15 protein-coding genes are annotated in these 18,321 nt (G+C 44.8%); 8 read left to right on the forward strand and 7 right to left on the reverse strand.

Annotated features, from left to right (window positions below):
• Window positions 1–5 precede the first annotated feature (5 nt).
• The 4 genes from ileS to ispH all read left to right on the forward strand — a co-directional run bounded on the left by ileS (window position 6) and on the right by ispH (window position 5,026).
• A complete protein-coding gene (gene ileS / locus QF117_RS08960; RefSeq protein WP_282388624.1) occupies window positions 6–2,864 on the forward strand; it encodes an isoleucine--tRNA ligase in 2,859 nt (952 codons plus the stop codon).
• Between the two features lie 82 nt (window positions 2,865–2,946).
• Window positions 2,947–3,459, forward strand: a complete 513-nt coding sequence (gene lspA, locus QF117_RS08965) for a signal peptidase II (RefSeq protein ID WP_282388625.1) — start codon at window positions 2,947–2,949, stop codon at window positions 3,457–3,459.
• A 136-nt stretch (window positions 3,460–3,595) separates the two neighbouring features.
• Complete coding sequence (fkpB, locus tag QF117_RS08970; RefSeq protein WP_282388626.1) at window positions 3,596–4,027, forward strand: FKBP-type peptidyl-prolyl cis-trans isomerase; 432 nt, start codon at window positions 3,596–3,598, stop codon at window positions 4,025–4,027.
• Window positions 4,028–4,063: 36 nt separating this feature from the next.
• Window positions 4,064–5,026 (forward strand): 4-hydroxy-3-methylbut-2-enyl diphosphate reductase, encoded by a 963-nt coding sequence (gene ispH / locus QF117_RS08975; protein ID WP_017035459.1) that lies wholly within the window; start codon window positions 4,064–4,066, stop codon window positions 5,024–5,026.
• Between the two features lie 119 nt (window positions 5,027–5,145).
• Here the strand turns inward: ispH and QF117_RS08980 are convergent, their stop codons facing one another.
• The gene (locus QF117_RS08980; RefSeq protein ID WP_282388627.1) at window positions 5,146–6,630 is read right to left on the reverse strand and encodes a carbon starvation protein A; all 1,485 of its coding nucleotides are present in this window, start codon (window positions 6,628–6,630) and stop codon (window positions 5,146–5,148) included.
• A 262-nt stretch (window positions 6,631–6,892) separates the two neighbouring features.
• Between QF117_RS08980 and QF117_RS08985 the strand changes: the two genes are divergently transcribed.
• A complete protein-coding gene (locus QF117_RS08985) occupies window positions 6,893–7,234 on the forward strand; it encodes a DUF2799 domain-containing protein (RefSeq protein ID WP_282388628.1) in 342 nt (113 codons plus the stop codon).
• Window positions 7,235–7,425: 191 nt separating this feature from the next.
• Here the strand turns inward: QF117_RS08985 and murQ are convergent, their stop codons facing one another.
• On the reverse strand, window positions 7,426–8,352 hold the full coding sequence (murQ, locus tag QF117_RS08990; protein ID WP_282388629.1) for an N-acetylmuramic acid 6-phosphate etherase: 927 nt from the start codon (window positions 8,350–8,352) through the stop codon (window positions 7,426–7,428).
• 10 nt (window positions 8,353–8,362) lie between these two features.
• Window positions 8,363–9,475 carry an anhydro-N-acetylmuramic acid kinase gene (locus tag QF117_RS08995; protein ID WP_282388630.1) on the reverse strand — a complete coding sequence of 371 codons (1,113 nt, stop codon included), beginning with the start codon at window positions 9,473–9,475 and terminating at the stop codon, window positions 8,363–8,365.
• Window positions 9,476–9,573: 98 nt separating this feature from the next.
• Between QF117_RS08995 and nagZ the strand changes: the two genes are divergently transcribed.
• Window positions 9,574–10,557: a beta-N-acetylhexosaminidase gene (nagZ, locus tag QF117_RS09000; RefSeq protein ID WP_282388631.1), complete on the forward strand. Its 984-nt coding sequence runs from the start codon at window positions 9,574–9,576 to the stop codon at window positions 10,555–10,557.
• A gap of 161 nt (window positions 10,558–10,718) precedes the next feature.
• On the opposite strand, the gene btsR is transcribed toward nagZ, so the two are convergent.
• Complete coding sequence (gene btsR / locus QF117_RS09005) at window positions 10,719–11,438, reverse strand: two-component system response regulator BtsR (protein ID WP_282388632.1); 720 nt, start codon at window positions 11,436–11,438, stop codon at window positions 10,719–10,721.
• 9 nt (window positions 11,439–11,447) lie between these two features.
• A complete protein-coding gene (locus tag QF117_RS09010; RefSeq protein ID WP_282388633.1) occupies window positions 11,448–13,124 on the reverse strand; it encodes a sensor histidine kinase in 1,677 nt (558 codons plus the stop codon).
• Between the two features lie 237 nt (window positions 13,125–13,361).
• Between QF117_RS09010 and QF117_RS09015 the strand changes: the two genes are divergently transcribed.
• Window positions 13,362–14,435 (forward strand): 3-deoxy-7-phosphoheptulonate synthase, encoded by a 1,074-nt coding sequence (locus QF117_RS09015; RefSeq protein ID WP_282388634.1) that lies wholly within the window; start codon window positions 13,362–13,364, stop codon window positions 14,433–14,435.
• Window positions 14,436–14,447: 12 nt separating this feature from the next.
• Window positions 14,448–15,575 (forward strand): bifunctional chorismate mutase/prephenate dehydrogenase, encoded by a 1,128-nt coding sequence (gene tyrA / locus QF117_RS09020; protein WP_282388635.1) that lies wholly within the window; start codon window positions 14,448–14,450, stop codon window positions 15,573–15,575.
• A 141-nt stretch (window positions 15,576–15,716) separates the two neighbouring features.
• Here the strand turns inward: tyrA and QF117_RS09025 are convergent, their stop codons facing one another.
• Together QF117_RS09025 and ettA are read right to left on the reverse strand one after the other, a co-directional pair.
• Window positions 15,717–16,094: a PilZ domain-containing protein gene (locus QF117_RS09025; protein ID WP_282388636.1), complete on the reverse strand. Its 378-nt coding sequence runs from the start codon at window positions 16,092–16,094 to the stop codon at window positions 15,717–15,719.
• A gap of 281 nt (window positions 16,095–16,375) precedes the next feature.
• Window positions 16,376–18,043, reverse strand: a complete 1,668-nt coding sequence (gene ettA / locus QF117_RS09030; RefSeq protein WP_282388637.1) for an energy-dependent translational throttle protein EttA — start codon at window positions 18,041–18,043, stop codon at window positions 16,376–16,378.
• Window positions 18,044–18,321 lie beyond the last annotated feature (278 nt).

Genomic DNA, 18,321 nt, shown 5'->3' on the forward strand with positions numbered 1-18,321 from the left:
AATCGATGAGTGATTACAAAAATACCCTGAACTTACCAGAAACAGGGTTTCCAATGCGCGGTAATTTAGCAAACCGCGAGCCAGAAATGCTTAAGCGTTGGTATAAAGAAGATCTTTACGGTGAAATTCGTAAAGCCAAGAAAGGCAAAAAGTCGTTCATACTGCATGACGGCCCTCCGTACGCTAACGGTGATATTCATATTGGTCATGCATTAAATAAGATTCTTAAAGACATTATTGTTAAATCAAAGACATTATCTGGCTTTGATGCGCCTTATATTCCTGGTTGGGACTGTCACGGTCTACCGATCGAATTAATGGTTGAAAAGAAGAAAGGCAAACCAGGGCAAAAGATTTCTGCGGCCGATTTCCGCGAAGAGTGTCGTAAATACGCGGCTCAGCAAGTGGAAGGCCAAAAAGAGAGCTTCAAACGTTTGGGCATCATGGGCGAGTGGGAAAAACCTTATCGCACTATGGACTTTGGTACAGAAGCAAACATCATTCGTGCGCTTGGAAAAATTGCCGACAATGGTCACCTATTGAAAGGGTTCAAACCTGTTCACTGGTGTACGGATTGTGGCAGTGCCCTTGCTGAAGCCGAAGTGGAATACAAAGATAAAGTATCACCGTCTATTGACGTGAAATTTGCAGCGGCAGATGAAGCGGCTTTAATTGAAAAGTTTACACTGGCTAACGATCACGTTGGTCAAGGTGATATCTCAGTCGTTATCTGGACAACAACACCTTGGACATTGCCTGCGAACCGCGCAGTGTGTCTGCGAGACGATCTAGAATACGTTCTGATTCAAGTGGAAGCGAAAGGTGAGCAGCAAGAGCAACGTCTCATTGTGGCTTCTGAACTGGCGAAAGACGTCATGGATCGCGCGGGTATCGAGCATTACCATAACCTAGGTTTTGCGACAGGTGCAGAGCTTGAACTTATGCAGTTCAACCACCCGTTCTATGATTTTAGTGTCCCAGCCGTGCTTGGTGATCACGTAACCACTGATGCCGGTACAGGCGTAGTCCACACCGCTCCAGGTCACGGCCAAGAAGATTTCGTGGTCGGTAAACAATACGATCTAGAAGTCGCTAACCCGGTTGGCTCTAACGGTGTTTACTTGCCAGATACAGAGCTATTTGCAGGTCAGCATGTCTTTAAAGCGAACGACTCAGTCCTTGAAGTATTGAAAGAAAAAGGCGCGCTTTTACATCATCACGCGTACGAACACAGCTACCCACATTGCTGGAGACACAAAACACCAATCATCTTCCGCGCAACGCCGCAGTGGTTCATCTCAATGGATCAAGCTGGCCTACGTGCAAAAGCACTAGAGTCAATCAAAAGTGTTGAGTGGATGCCTGAGTGGGGTCAAAGCCGCATCGAGGGCATGATTGAAGGTCGCCCAGAATGGTGTGTTTCTCGTCAACGTACTTGGGGTGTGCCAATTGCACTGTTCGTTCATAAAGAAACAGCAGAACTTCACCCTGACAGCCCTGCGCTTATCGAAAAAGTAGCGAAATTGGTAGAAGAGAAAGGCATTCAAGCGTGGTGGGATGTTGATGCCGCTGAACTGATGGGCGATGCTGATGCTGAAAAGTACGAGAAAGTACTGGATACGTTAGACGTATGGTTCGATTCTGGTGTGACGCACTACTCGGTGGTGGATGCTCGTGAAGAGTACTCTTTCCCGAATGAAGAGAGAGGTAATAGTGCTGATCTTTACCTAGAAGGTTCCGATCAACACCGTGGTTGGTTCCAATCTTCATTGATTTCATCTATCGCGATGAAAGATGAAGCACCCTACAAACAAGTGCTTACTCACGGCTTTGTTGTTGATGGTAACGGCCGTAAGATGTCGAAATCTATTGGTAACGTGGTTGCGCCAAAAGACGTCACCAACAAGCTAGGTGCTGATATCCTTCGTTTGTGGGTTGCATCTACTGACTACACGGGTGAAGTGGCCGTTTCTGATGAGATTCTAAAACGTTCAGCTGATGCTTACCGTCGTATCCGTAACACCGCGCGTTTCTTCCTGGCGAACCTCAATGGTTTCAACCCAGAAACAGATTTAGTGCCACTTGAAGAGATGGTTGCATTGGATCGTTGGGCGGTAGGACGTGCGTTTGCTGCACAAGAAGAAATTGTAAAAGCGTACGATGAATATAACACGCATGCAGTAACTCAACGTCTGATGCAGTTCTGTTCAATCGAAATGGGTTCTTTCTATCTTGATGTGATTAAAGATCGCCAATACACAGCAAAATTGGGCGGTCACGCTCAACGTAGCTGTCAATCAGCTCTTTACTACATCGTTGAAGCCTTAGTTCGTTGGATGGCACCGATTATGTCTTTCACTGCCGATGAAATCTGGAATGAAATGCCAGGTGCTCGCGATAAATTCGTATTCACAGGTGAATGGTATCAAGGTCTACGTGATCTTTCTGAAGGTGAAGAACTGAACAACGAATTCTGGACTGAAATCCAAGCGGTTCGTGGTGCGGTGAACAAGTTACTAGAAGAAGCTCGTAAAGAGAAAACCATTGGTGGTTCACTGCAAGCTGAAGTCACGCTTTACGCTGACGAAGCATTAGCGGCGAAAATGAACAGACTAGAAGATGAGCTTCGTTTTGTTCTGCTAACGTCTAAAGTCGAAGTGAAACCACTGACAGATAAAACGGATACTGCTCATAGCACCGAAGTCGAAGGTCTCTTTGTAGAAGTGGCAGCGACAGAATCTGAGAAGTGTGATCGCTGCTGGCACCACACCCCAGATGTGGGCACGATTGAAGGCCATGAGAAAGTGTGTGGCCGCTGCGTGTCAAACGTTGAAGGTGACGGTGAAGTGCGTAAATTTGCCTAACTCCAACTCTTTTTGAGTATGAGTGAACTTTTTAGTAATAATATAGCCCCAGTATAAACTGGGGTTATTTTTTAGGAAGATTATGAACGAACAAGCAATCACACTAAAACATTCAGGCGTTCGTTGGCTATGGCTTGCGGTGGTCATTTTTTTTGCTGATATAGGCATAAAATTCGTTGTTCTTGAGCATATGGGATATGGCTGGGCAAACCGAATCGAGGTCTTGCCATTCTTTAATCTATTGCATGTACACAATTACGGAGCAGCATTTAGCTTTCTCGCTGATCAGCCTGGTTGGCAGCGTTGGTTTTTTTCTACCATCGCCTTTATTGTTACAGGCATGCTCACTTACTGGATGAGTAAGTTACCCGTAACCGAGAAGTGGAACAATATCGCCTATGCCATGATCATTGGTGGTGCTGTTGGTAATGTATTTGATCGTATTGTTCATGGTTTTGTTGTCGATTACCTGGATTTCTATTGGGGAAACTACCATTGGCCAGCGTTCAATCTCGCTGATGCCGCGATTTGTATCGGTGCTGCTATGATCATATTGGATGGTTTTCGTAAAAAAAATCAGACAAAAAAAGCGTGATTAAGGCCATTTAAAATTCGCCCAGCCCTTCAAAATTGAAATAACCCTAAGCGCTGTCTGTTGTTCAGATGGCGCTTTTTGTTTACCCTGCACCTCTATCACACAACAAGATCACACAACAAGGAAGAGAAGAAACGTGGCGACCATAAAAAAAGACTCAGCAGTAACGCTTCATTTCACCATTAAACTGCAAGATGGCTCCGTTGCCGATAGTACTCAGAACATGGGGAAACCTGCAAAATTGATCATCGGTGATGGCAGCCTAAGTGATAACTTTGAGCAATGCTTAATGGGCTTGTCTGCGGGCGAGCAAAAGGCCATTGAGCTTAAAGCACTAGACGCATTCGGCATGCCAAATCCAGACAATATTCATTACATGGACAGAGCAAAGTTTGTTGGCGATTCGGAAGTCGAAGTGGGAACGGTTATGGCATTCTCTGGCCCGGATGGCGCTGAGATCCCCGGAATTATCACGGATATCGCGGGCGACTCTGTCACGGTTGATTTTAATCACCCCCTTGCCGGGCAAGATGTGACCTTCGAAGTGGACATTTTGTCTGTTGAATAAGTTATCGTAAAATATCGAACATTGAGATGAACTCGCATGAGTAAAGACATGAAAATTCTTTTAGCTAACCCACGTGGCTTTTGTGCCGGTGTAGACCGTGCCATTAGCATTGTGGAACGCGCACTTGAAATCTATGAAGCGCCAATATACGTGCGTCATGAAGTGGTGCATAACCGCTTTGTGGTCGAAGGGCTAAAGCAGCGCGGTGCGGTGTTTGTGGAAGAACTGGATGAAGTGCCAGATGGCCAGATTGTCATTTTTTCGGCCCATGGTGTATCTCAGGCGGTTCGCCAAGAAGCTAAAGTACGTGAATTAACCGTCTTTGATGCGACTTGCCCATTGGTGACAAAAGTCCATATGGAAGTCGCAAGAGCCAGCCGTAAGCATATGGAAGTGGTACTGATTGGCCATGCTGGGCACCCTGAAGTGGAAGGCACGATGGGGCAATACGCCAGCAATCAGGGCGGTATGTATTTGGTTGAAGTACCGAGCGATGTTGAAGCGTTAAAAGCGAAGGTAAAAGACACCTCACATCTTCACTATGTCAGTCAAACGACGCTGTCGGTCGATGAAACCGCTGATGTGATTGATGAGCTGCGTCGTGTATTCCCTGATATTCAAGGGCCTCGCAAAGATGATATTTGCTACGCGACCCAGAATCGTCAAGATGCGGTTCGTGAACTCGCTAATGATGTTGATGTGATGGTCGTCGTTGGTTCAAAGAATTCCTCCAATTCAACACGTCTTAAAGAATTAGCTGAAAAACTAGGTACACCGGGTTACCTGACAGATTGTCCAGAAGACATTAAGCCAGAATGGTTTAGTGGAAAAGTAAAAGTGGGCGTGACCGCTGGCGCATCAGCACCAGAAGAGCTGGTTGATCAAATATTGGATCGTATTAAAGAGCTGGGAGCAAGCTCGGTAGAAAACGTACTAGGAAGAGAAGAGAATATGTTCTTTGAAGTTCCTAAAGAATTACAGATTAAGCAGATAGACTAGTTTTCCGTAGGTTTATTTACTGTAAGTTTATGTTGAGAGATAAAAAATGGAGCGCTGAGGTAGCGCTCCATTTTTATTTTTTGTTTTTGTACCAATTGATACAAAGTGTTATCGACGCATTACGCGGTCTTAGTTTCAACCTGAGGGTGTTCTTCATCAGCCAAATCAGTGTCGCCTTTGCCTTTTGAAATCTTAATGACATAAGCTGTTACGCCTAGCGTGAATAAGATGCCCATGATGGTAGATAGTTGAATTGGTAAGCCAAAACCAAGGGTACTGTTGTTTAAAATGAAGGTCGATACAACAGTCGTCATGAACATTGCTGGAACCGTGGTTACCCAGTGCAATTTTCCGTGGCGCAGCAGGTATGCGGAAGCGGTCCAAAGCATCATGACGGCGGTCGTTTGGTTAGCAAACCCGAAATAACGCCAGATAATACCGAAGTCAACTTGAGTTAACACACCGCCAAGTACAAACAGTGGTAATGCCATGAGTAGACGGTTACGCAGTGTTTTTTGCTCCATGTTGAAGTATTCAGCCAAAATCAAACGGCTTGAACGGAAAGCGGTATCGCCAGACGTGATTGGCAGAATCACCACACCTAGGAACGCTAAGATTCCACCAAATACACCCAGAAGACCAAATGAAGCACCGTAAACCACCGCACCAGGTCCGCCATTTGCGACGGCTTCGCCCAAAGCATCAACCGAGCCAAAGAAAGATAGAGCAAGAGCACACCAGATAAGAGCGATGATACCTTCACCAATCATTGCACCGTAAAAGACGAAGCGCCCATTTTTTTCATTTTCCATGCAGCGAGCCATCAGTGGAGACTGAGTCGCGTGGAAACCAGAAATAGCACCGCAAGCAATGGTGATAAAGAGTGCAGGCCAAAGTGGCATATCGTTAGGGTTCATGTTGTTGAACATGTCGCTCACTTCAAAACCACCAAGAACCGTGTGCTCACTTGATACGGCTACGGCTGTGATTAGACCAACCGACATGAAGATCAGTAGCGCCCCAAATAGTGGGTAGAAGCGACCAATGATTTTATCAACAGGAACAATCGTAGCGATGATGTAGTAACCAAAAATAATGGCGACTAACGTGCTCATGCTAACGTTCAGATCCGTTTGGTCATTGATTAGGTTGGTGATCATTCCAGCAGGCGCAGAAACGAATACCACACCAACAAGCAGCAATAAGACAATGGCAAAAATGTTCATGAAATGTTTGGCGCCTTTGCCTAAGTAGCGGCCTGTGATGGTTGGTACTGAAGCCCCACCATTTCGTACAGAAAGCATACCTGAGAAGTAATCATGAGTGGCCCCCGCAAAGATGCAACCGATAACAATCCAAAGCATCGCGGCTGGGCCGTACAGTGCCCCCATGATTGGGCCAAAGATTGGGCCAACACCCGCTATGTTGAGTAGTTGAACCAGATAAACTTTTGGTGTCGACATTGGAACGTAATCCACACCGTCGGTTTTCGTGTGAGCGGGCGTTTTACGTTTTTCATTGATACCAAAAACTTTTTCAATGAAAGCGCCATAAATAAAGTAGCCGCCAATAAGGGCAGCAACACAAGTAAAAAACCACAGCATAGGGTCATCCTTTGATTTAAATGATCAGTTCAGCCTCTATGTTAACTAACCCAATGAATAGGCACATTCAGTAAACCACTCAGTGGTCATATACCTAGCTGAGTGGTAGCCAATATAATTAAGTGGTTCGTGCTGGACGTAAACGGTTGCCATTATGTCTCAAAGGTCTGTGACCGAATTAAAAGGACGCTTTCAAAATTAAGTGGCGGGATAGGAAATTAAATGTCATGTTGTAGTAAACGTTTTGAGCGAAAGGAAAATAATGAAACATATTATCGCACTGGCTTTGCTTGGCGCTCTTACTGGCTGTGCTAGTAGTACAGAGCAGTTAGCGGAAAGCGGGGATTGGTATCAAATTGGATACCAAGATGGAATTAAAGGACATACCGAACGTTCATATAAAGACTTATCAAAGCTTGGTGGCGTTAAAGTGTCGGAATACACCGAAGGATACACGGTTGGAGTGACTGAGTACTGTAATCCTAATTTTGCTTATCAAATGGGACTGTCTGGTCAGTACTATGAGGGGGTATGTGAAGGAACTGAAGAATCACAGAAATTTCGCATGGAGTGGCAACGCGGTTGGTCTGAATACAGCAACTGATGAATGGGTGTCTACCATAAAGAAGTAAAGCATTGGCTAGGGGAAACAACAACCTGGCCAATGCTTGGCCCACGAGCTAAGCGAATGTTATGTTAAAGGCGGATTAGTTAAGCCACATTAGTTAAGGCAGATTAGTTAAGCCACATTAGTTAAGGCAGATTAGTTAAGCCACATCAGCTAAATTATGTCAGTTAAGAGGGCTTGCTACTTTCAACCGCCTTTCTAAGAAATCCGTGTTGGTGCAGAAGTTGTTGCTTCGCGCTATCGAGGTCCAACCCGGTCAAAATCATCAGAATAGCCAACTTCACATCGTATCCAGTGACTTCCAGTGTTTTCGTTGCTTGTTGAATATCGCACTCGGTTGCTTGAGTGACGATTCGAGCGGCACGAGCAATCAACTTTTTATTGGTGGCTTTTACATCGACCATTAGGTTCTGGTAGCTTTTCCCGAGGCGAATCATACTGGCTGTTGTGAGCATATTCAGCACAAGTTTTTGCGCGGTTCCTGACTTTAATCGAGTCGATCCCGTTAGGGCTTCTGGCCCCACGACTGGACTGATGGCGATGTGTGCGATTTCAGCAATAGGAGAGTCGGGATTGCAAGATAAAGCGACGCTTGTTGCTCCAATGTCGTTTGCGTATTCCAGCGCGCCAATGACATAGGGCGTTCGACCACTGGCGGCAATGCCAACCACCACATCTTTGTGATTAAAGTTGATGCTTTTAAGATCATCAACGCCAAGGGTTAGAGAATCCTCTGCGCCTTCTTTGGCTTTGAGTATCGCTTCTGGCCCCCCAGCGATAAGCCCGATGACCATTTTATCCGATACCCCAAAGGTGGGCGGGCACTCTGACGCATCAAGTACCCCCAATCGACCACTGGTTCCTGCGCCCATATAAACAAGCCTACCATTGTTTCTAAATGCCTTCGTGATGGCTTCAACCGCTTTTGCGATTTGAGGCAACTCTTTCTCAACCGCGATAGGCACTTGCTTATCCTGTTGATTGAGCCTGCTCACTATTTGCTCTGCTGAAAGAAGATCGATATCCATGGTGTCGGGGTTACGCCCTTCCGATACTAGATGAGATAGGGCAGAAATAAGGGCATCATTAGTCATGTTAAGCCTTTTAATTGGATGGATAGATTACGCCTAAGGAGGCAAGCTTACGGGCACCGGTGACTTCAGGCAAATTACTGCTTAGTCCATGAAGGCGTCTTTGCGCTAGCCAGGCAAAAGCGATGGCTTCCATAAAGTCACCATCGACCCCTTTTTCTGAAGTGGAAGCAACCTGCCAGTCTGGTAACAGCTCGGCTAAACGCATCATGAGCAATGGATTCTGTGCCCCTCCGCCACAAACTAATAATTCTGGGGATTGACCGACTTGATAGAGCCTGACTTGTTCACAGATAGTGAGGGCGGTGTATTCACACAGCGTACGCTGGACATCCTCGGCGGACACGTGATGGTCCGCTAAATGTTTCGTAAGCCAATCGAGATTAAACAGCTCACGTCCGGTACTTTTCGGTGGGGGTTTCTGTAAATAGCTTTCGGCAAGTAATGCAGAGAGAAGCGAAGGTTCGACGTTACCTTGATACGCAAATTCGGCATCTTTATCATACGGTTGGTTTCGGTGCTTTTGGCACCAAGCATCCATCAGCATATTTCCTGGCCCGGTATCGTAGCCGATGACCTTTTGATTTGGGCGCAACACTGAAATATTCGATATTCCCCCAATGTTTAACACGACGACGCTGGAGTGAGTCGCACTAAAAATAGCTTGATGGAAAGCGGGGACTAACGGAGCGCCTTGCCCGCCAAGCGCCATGTCCTTGCGTCTGAAATCGGCAACAGTATCAATGCCACATTGGGCAGCAATGATATTGGCATCACCCAACTGCATGGTAAACGGGAAATCGCTTGTAGGCTGATGAAAGACGGTTTGTCCATGGTTACCAATCGCTGCAATTTGATCGGCTTGGTAACCGGATTTATCCAGTAGCGCATTAACCGCATCCGCAAACAGTCGGCCAAGTTGGTGGTCCAGTTCACCTATTTCAATCAAATTGGTTAGCTGACCTGTGGCAATATTCAATAAGCGACATTTTATGTCGCTTGGCATTGGGTATTCGTCGTGTGCGAGCATGTGAACGTTCTCACCATCAATCTGCACTAAAGCGGTATCAACGCCATCCATGCTGGTTCCCGACATCACGCCAATGTAAAGTTCTGGTTGTTTCATCGTATATTCACTGAGTTCAAACCTAAAATCATTGTAAAGCATTTTTAAAGCGAATAATCTCGATGACTTAGCGAATTTATGCGGAGTTAGGAGAAGATATGGGTCCATTATGGGTCGACGTTGAAGGCTATGAACTGACGGCAGAAGACAAAGAAATTCTAGAGCACCCAACGGTGGGCGGTTTGATCCTATTCGCTCGAAACTATCACGATAGTGAGCAGCTATTAGCATTGAACAAAGCGATCCGTAAAACGGTTAAGCGACCATTCTTAATTGGCGTCGATCAAGAGGGGGGCCGAGTACAGCGCTTCCGAGAAGGCTTTTCGATCATTCCAGCGGCTCAAGAATACGCGAGAAGTAAAGAGGGAGCACCATTGGCTCAGCAAGGTGGCTGGTTGATGGCTGCAGAACTTATCGCCCATGATATCGATCTTAGTTTCGCGCCTGTTTTAGATAAAGGACATGAATGCAAGGCGATAGGCAGCCGCGCCTTTGGTGACAGTGTTGACGATATTATTTGTTACAGCACAGCGTTTATGCAGGGGATGAAGTCCGTGGGTATGGCGACGACAGGGAAACATTTCCCAGGCCATGGTGGTGTATTAGCAGACTCACACCTAGAAACGCCTTATGATCATCGAGATGATATTTTTGAATCAGACATGGCCATTTTTAGGGCTCAGATTGAAGCGGGAGTATTGGACGCCATGATGCCAGCTCATGTTATTTACCCTCATTATGATGATCAGCCAGCCAGCGGTTCTGAATATTGGCTGCAACAAATATTACGTCAAAAACTGGGCTTTAACGGGTTGGTTTTTTCTGATGACTTAACCATGGAAGGCGCATCGATCATGGGAAGCCCAGCTGAGCGAGCTCATCAATCATTGGTCGCGGGATGCGACATGCTTCTGGTGTGTAACAAGCGGGATGCTCAAGTCGAAGTCCTTGATAACCTGCCTATCATGGATGTGCCTATCGCTGAGACATTATTGAAAAAACAGTCTTTCAGTCTGTCTCAATTACGCGGTTCAAACCAATGGAAGCAAGCGTCAGAAGCGATGAAAATAATGCTCGGCTAGTGATCGTCTGTGTTCTCTGCGGCTAGGAATGTGCTTACGGATAAGAATGTACTTACGTCTAAGAATGTACCGAGATTTAAAATGAGAGACCACTTTAGGGTGGTTTTTCACGACAGATTGCACGTCACTGAACCATGAAGTTTAAGCATGCCATAAAGGTTTTAGTGAAATCCCAACATCTCTTTTAAGCTTTTTAAGTAACGTCTACTGACTGGAACTTGATGGTGGCTCACCGTTACGATTTCAGCTAGGTTATTTTCTAATAGTTTAATCTCTTTAATGGCTTTTGGATTGACTAGGTACTGACGGTGACAGCGAACTAATGGGGTTTTCTCTTCGAGCACTTTTAAGGTGAGTTGACAGGTCGCGGTTTGCTGCTGAGTTTGTACGTGCACGCCGCTGATATCGGTGTAGGCGAACTCAACATCAAGCGTTGGGATGATCATGATGCGGTTTAATCCAATACATGGTACTTGCTCAAGCGATGGTGGGGCAATGGTTGAGATCTTTTGCTCTATCGGATTCGTGTGCTTTTGAAGGCGAGATATCGTTTTATCCAATCGGCATGGATTGACTGGCTTTAGTAAATAATCAAATGCGTTATCTTCAAAAGCCTGAATCGCATATTCGTCATAAGCGGTAACAAACACAACATAGGGCATCGTCTCTGGATCAAGCATGCCTAGTAATTCAATGCCGGTAATTTGAGGCATTTGAATATCAAGAAAGACCACGTCAGGTTTTAACTGATTAATTTTTTTCAGCCCTTCAATGGCATTGCTGGCAGTATCCAACACGGATACTTTGCCGGTTTCTTCGAGTAGATCAGAGAGCTCTTCTCGAGCAAGTAATTCATCATCAATAACCAAAGCCGAAAGCATACTCATTCCTTAGCGGTTTTCTTGAGTGGGAATAATAAAGCTCATTCGAGTGTATTGGTTCTCTTCCACTTCAATTTTTAGTGCCGCATCACGCCCAAACTTATTGGTTAAGCGTTTATCAACGATGGACATTCCTAAACCAGAGTGATCGTCACTCGGTGCTTGGTAGTGACCGGCATTATCTTCCACAACAATACGTTGACCTTGTAAAACCGGTTGACTGTAAATCCGAACTATACCGCCTTCCAGTTTCTGTGATGTGCCATGTTTGATGGCATTTTCAACCAGAGGCTGGAGTGTAAAGCTAGGGAGCTGTCGCGTGAGTAGTAATGGGTCAATGTTCACATCGATCTCTAACCGTTCACTAAAGCGCGCTTTTTCGATGGTCAGGTAAGCATTAACGTGGGCAAGCTCTTCTTTTAGCGTCACGGTCTCAATATTTTGCTTAAGGTTACTGCGAAAAAAATGCGACAGATGCTGAATGAGGTCACGCGCTTTATCGGGGTCCCGGCGAATAATGGCATTAATAGTATTCAATGCATTGAACAAGAAATGTGGATTCACTTGAGCGTGAAGCAATTTTATTTCGGCTTGTGATAGCAAGATCTGTTTCTGTTGATAATCACCATAGAGAATCTGACTTGAAAGCAACTGAGCAATACCCTCAGCCATCGACATATTAATGGTCGAAAAGAGTTTTCGCTTTGGTTCGTAAAGCTTAATGGTTCCGATGACTCGATCGCCCGCTCGTAATGGAATGATTAAAGCAGAGCCGAGTTTGCACTTTGGGGATAATGAGCACTGGTAGGGCGTCTCTTTTCCATCAAGGTACTTGATTTTGTTTTCACTGATCGCCTCTAACGTGCTGTTCGATGAGATGGGTGTCTCTGGCTTATGGTGATCATCCCCTATACCGACAAACGCCAAGATCTTTTGGTCATCCGTTATGGAGACGGCACCGACACTGGTTTCTTCGTAGACGATACGTGCGATTTTTTCGGCATTTCTGCTATTAAATCCAGAAGAAAGGACGCCAACAGAGCGCTCTGCAATGTTTAAGGCTCGACGTGAAAACGTCGCAGAATACTCTTCAAAGATGGTTTTTCTATCTTGTAAGATACTCATAAACAGTGCTGCCCCGAAGGAATTAGCGATGATCATAGGAGCGGCAATGTCAGAGACTAGGGCATACGATTGTGCAAAAGGCTTGGCAACCAGCAAAATGATGAGCATTTGTATAATTTCAGCAAACAATGTGGTCCCAAATACGATACTGGGGCTAAATAGCTGACTTACTTTGTTTTTTCTAACAAAGTAAGTGTGCACGAGTCCGCCTATGAGCCCTTCTGCGGTGGTTGATATTGCGCAAGCGACATCGGTAAAACCGCCCAAAGAGTAGCGATGCATGCCACCAGTGAGTCCGACAAAAAATCCTACGACAGGCCCACCAAATATTCCCCCCATGACCGCGCCGATCGCTCGAGTATTTGCTATCGCATCATTGATTTGTAAACCAAAGTAGGTGCCCATAATGCAAAACAGAGAAAATAGGACATAAACACTGAGCTTATGGCTAATACGATTTGATATGTTCAGCAAAGGGAGAAAAATGGGCGTCTTACTGAGCATGTAAGCCAAAACGAGGTAGACGCACATCTGCTGAAGTAACGACAGGATAAGATCCATAATGCCATCCAAATGAAGAGAAGTAAGGATATTCTAGATAAGAAGAGCGCAATAAAACACCATTAGTCACCCTCTTTTCAATGAAAGATAACCAAAGAATATGTGTAATTATATATTTACACTTTGTGTTTTTTAATATTTACACTTGAAATGTCATTTTATCCTGTTAATTTATGGCTATGGCAGGTTGTTGAATGCTAAAAAATTTAATGTAAAAAATAATGTACAGGTTTGATTATGCAGAAAAGTGAATTAAGTAATATCAATATTAGTGATGAACAGGTGTTAATTACTCCTGAAGAGCTAAAAACCAAGTTACCTTTGAGCGATAAAGCACGCCAGTTTATTCAAGAAGCACGTCAGAACATCGCCAATATTATTCATAAAAAAGATCATCGTTTACTCGTTGTTTGCGGTCCTTGCTCTATTCACGATATAGACGCCGCTAGAGAATACGCGAAGCGCTTAAAAGCGTTATCTGAAGAGTTAAGCGACCAGCTTTACATTGTGATGAGAGTGTACTTTGAAAAGCCGAGAACCACGGTTGGCTGGAAAGGCCTGATTAATGACCCTCATCTCGATGGTTCATTTGATATTGAGCATGGTCTTCATGTGGGCCGTGAACTGCTGGTTGAGCTTGCTGAAATGGACATCCCGTTGGCAACAGAAGCACTTGACCCGATCAGTCCACAATACTTAGCTGATACATTTAGCTGGGCAGCAATTGGTGCCCGAACAACCGAATCACAAACGCACCGAGAAATGGCCAGTGGGCTTTCAATGCCGATTGGTTTTAAAAATGGTACGGATGGTAGCTTATCGACCGCGATTAATGCCATGCAAGCAGCTTCATCCAGTCACCGTTTCATGGGGATTAACCGTGAAGGCCAGGTCGCGCTTTTAACCACTCAAGGTAACCCAAATGGGCACGTTATTCTCCGTGGTGGTAAACAGACCAACTACGATTCAGTATCCGTGACTGAGTGTGAGCAAGACATGGCCAAGTTTGGCTTAGATGCGTCATTAATGGTGGATTGCAGTCATGCTAATTCCCGTAAAGATTACCGCCGCCAGCCTTTAGTTGCTGAAGATGTGATTCATCAAATTCGCGAAGGAAATCAGTCAATTATTGGTCTTATGATTGAAAGCCATATTCACGAAGGAAATCAATCATCTGATTTACCGCTTAGTGACATGAAATATGGAATTTCCATTACGGATGCGTGTATCAATTGGGAAGCAACTGAGGCACTATTACGTCACGCGCACACAGAATTAGTGCCGTTTTTGGAAAATCGCCTGAAAGGGTAAAAAGGAACTAGCATGGCTGTTGAATTAAACGAATTGCGTGAGCAAATAGATGCGGTAGACAAGCAAATATTGGACTTACTTGCACAACGTTTGTCGTTGGTTGAGAAAGTTGGTGAAGTCAAAAGTGAGCATGGATTACCTATTTATGCCCCTGATCGTGAAGCGGCAATGCTTGCATCACGTCGGCATGAGGCAGAGAAAAAAGGTGTGCCACCACAACTGATCGAAGATATTCTGAGAAGAACCATGCGAGAGTCCTATGCTAGTGAAAAAGATTCCGGATTCAAGTGCCTAAACCCAGAGTTAAGATCGGTTGTTATTGTTGGTGGTAAAGGGCAATTAGGTGGCTTATTTGGCCGCATGTTCACTCTTTCTGGCTACCAGGTAAAAGTGCTGGGAAGCCAAGATTGGGATAGAGCCGATGAGATCTTAGACAACGCTGGACTCGTGGTTGTCACCGTGCCTATTCATCTTACTCAAGGTGTCATTGAGAAACTATCGAACTTACCTTCTGACTGTATTTTATGCGATTTGACGTCAATTAAATCGATGCCATTGGAAACGATGCTTAACGTTCATCAAGGCCCCGTTGTCGGTTTACACCCAATGTTTGGCCCTGATGTACCGAGTTTGGCGAAACAAGTCATAGTTTATTGTCATGGTCGAGGTGAAGAGAGTTACCAGTGGCTGTTGAAACAGTTTGCCATTTGGGGAGCTTCATTGTGTGAAATCGATGCCAATGAGCATGATAATGGCATGACGCTGATCCAAGCTTTACGTCACTTTACCTCTTTTGCTTACGGTTTACACTTAAGCAAAGAAAACCCGAATATTGATCAGTTATTGCAATTGAGTTCGCCGATTTATCGGCTTGAACTGGCCATGGTGGGCCGTCTATTTGGCCAAGATCCTAACCTGTATGGCGATATCATTTTCTCTTCTCAGGACAACATAGATATGATCAAGCGTTTTCACCAGCGTTTTGGTGATGCGTTAGAAATATTAGAAGGAAAAGATAAAAAGGCCTTTATCACGAGTTTTAATGAAGTCAGTGATTGGTTCGGTGATTACTCTTCGCAGTTTATGAATGAGAGCCAAAACTTATTAAAGCAAGCGAACGACGCTATCCACAGAGGTTAGATCTAAGCAGGCAAAAGATAGTCTTAGTGCGTTTAACGAGTGAAAGTGCATAGAAAGTCTCAAAGAGCAGCCTTGGTTGCTCTTTTTGTTTTTTAGTCAGTAAATCAAAGCTCACCGATGTTTATGTTACCCGTATTGCTCTTAGTGAGTGTGTTCGCCAAGATCGGATAGATGCTCGATGTCTCGGTGCAGCAGGCTATCGTCACCAACGTTTAATTCAATGAGCCGTTTTAAATAGCTGATACTGTCGATATCAATATGGTTGATACTCGCTCGAATGATATTGTTATCAATCTTGATTAAATTGACGGTCATTTGGATCGCAATGTCACTGTCTGGCAGTGAGAACCGAACATCAGCCACTTGATTTTCATTAAGCTGATTACAGCTTGGCTCTGCACTGAGCAGCAAGCCATGCAGCGATAAGTCTTGAATGTGTGCGTCTACAGAGGTATTCCCTTGCATAACAACAGCAGATGCTTTGTAGACAACTCTTGAAAATCGACGTTTTTCAACCATAGTGATATCTCTTCTTTCTCTGTACTTACTGTGAATGTATTAGCTGTAAATGAATTAGCTGTAAGTGCATTAGCTTCAAGTGTTTCTGATTCAAATGTATGCGCTTCAATAGCATGTGTTTCGACGTTTAATTAATCATCATAGCAAAGTTCCGCGATGTTCAATGTGCCTCAGCTCTTAGAATGCCTTTAGCTTCTTTTCAATGATGAAATTAAAGGGTACACAGATACAAAAAAACCGCAGAATGTCTGCGGTTCTTGATTCCACTATTAAGCTTGTGACTACTTGGTAATTCGCTTGTACTTAATACGGTGTGGTTCTGCCGCTTGAGCACCTAATGTCTTCTTCAGCCACTCACTGTATTCAGTATAGTTGCCTTCGTAGAAGTTGACCTGTCCTTCATCGCGGTAATCTAAAATGTGCGTTGCAATACGGTCTAGGAACCAACGGTCATGCGAGATAACCATGGCACAACCTGGGAACTCAAGCAGTGCTTCTTCAAGTGCACGTAGCGTTTCAACATCAAGATCATTGGTCGGTTCATCGAGTAGCAGTACGTTACCGCCCGCTTTTAGCAGTTTCGCTAGGTGAACACGGTTACGTTCACCACCAGAAAGCTGGCCGATGATTTTCTGTTGGTCGTTGCCTTTGAAGTTGAAGCGAGAGCAGTATGCGCGTGCAGGGATTTCGAAGTTGTTGATCTTAATGATATCAGCGCCTTCAGAGATCTCTTGGAATACGGTTTTTGTGTCGTCCATGCTGTCACGGAACTGATCAACAGAAGCAAGCTTAACCGTTTCGCCAAGTTCAACGGTGCCTGACTCTGGCTGTTCAGCGCCACTTAGCATCTTAAACAGTGTTGACTTACCTGCACCGTTGGCACCAACGATACCGACGATAGCGCCTTTAGGCATGCTGAATGATAGGTCGTCGATAAGAACGCGATCACCAAATGACTTAGTTAGGTTCTTAACTTCAAGTACCTTGTCACCTAAACGCTCACCAGGTGGGATAAACAGCTCGTTGGTTTCGTTACGCTTCTGGTATTGGCCTGTTGTCATTTCCTCAAAACGAGCCATACGAGCTTTAGACTTAGCTTGACGACCTTTCGGGTTTTGACGAACCCATTCCAGTTCTTTTTCAATTGTTTTTTGACGCGCGCTTTCGCCGGCTTTTTCTTGCTTCAAACGCTCATCTTTCTGTTCTAGCCAAGACGTGTAGTTACCTTGCCATGGTATACCTTCACCACGGTCAAGTTCTAGAATCCAGCCTGCCGCATTGTCTAGGAAGTAACGGTCGTGGGTAATCGCCACAACCGTACCGCTGTAATCCACCAGGAAGTGCTCAAGCCATGCGACCGATTCTGCATCCAAGTGGTTAGTCGGTTCATCAAGAAGCAGCATGTCTGGCTTCTCAAGAAGTAAACGGCAGATAGCAACACGGCGACGTTCACCACCTGATAGAAATTCGATTTTCGCATCCCATTCAGGAAGACGAAGTGCATCAGCAGCGCGCTCTAGTGCTGTTTCTAGGTTGTGGCCGTCTTTCGCTTGAATCAGGGCTTCAAGCTCACCTTGTTCTTTTGCTAGAGCATCGAAGTCTGCATCAGGTTCCGCATAGGCCGCATAAACGGCGTCTAGACGTTTTAAGGCTCCAGCGACATCTGAAACGGCTTCTTCAACAATTTCACGAACGGTTTTAGATTCATCAAGAACAGGCTCTTGTGGGAGATAACCGACTTTTAAACCTTGCTGTGGGCGAGCTTCACCATCAATGTCGGTATCAAGACCTGCCATAATACGCAGTAGTGTTGATTTACCTGAACCGTTGAGACCTAAAACACCGATTTTGGCTCCAGGAAAAAAGCTTAGAGAGATATCTTTCAGAATCTGACGTTTCGGGGGCACCGTTTTACTCACCCGAGACATGGTATATACGTATTCAGCCATTGCCGATCGTTCCTAATGTTTGTGGATACAAAAGAGGTATTTTATACCAATCTACATGTTTTTGTTACTAAGGAGCGTGCTTTTGTCTCATGAATACGGTGAGCGATTATCAAATGAAGCTGATATCTCGATTGACGTAAATGTTTTTGTCGCACATTTATTAAATTATCTCTATTTACACTTAAACGCTTTACATTTAAGGCTAGAATTAGCGTAATTAAAGGGAATCAAACCTTATCTCAACAGGAAGAGAGCTAATGAAGTTAATGCCATTCACT

This window comes from Vibrio sp. YMD68 (genome assembly GCF_029958905.1).
Lineage (GTDB): Bacteria > Pseudomonadota > Gammaproteobacteria > Enterobacterales > Vibrionaceae > Vibrio.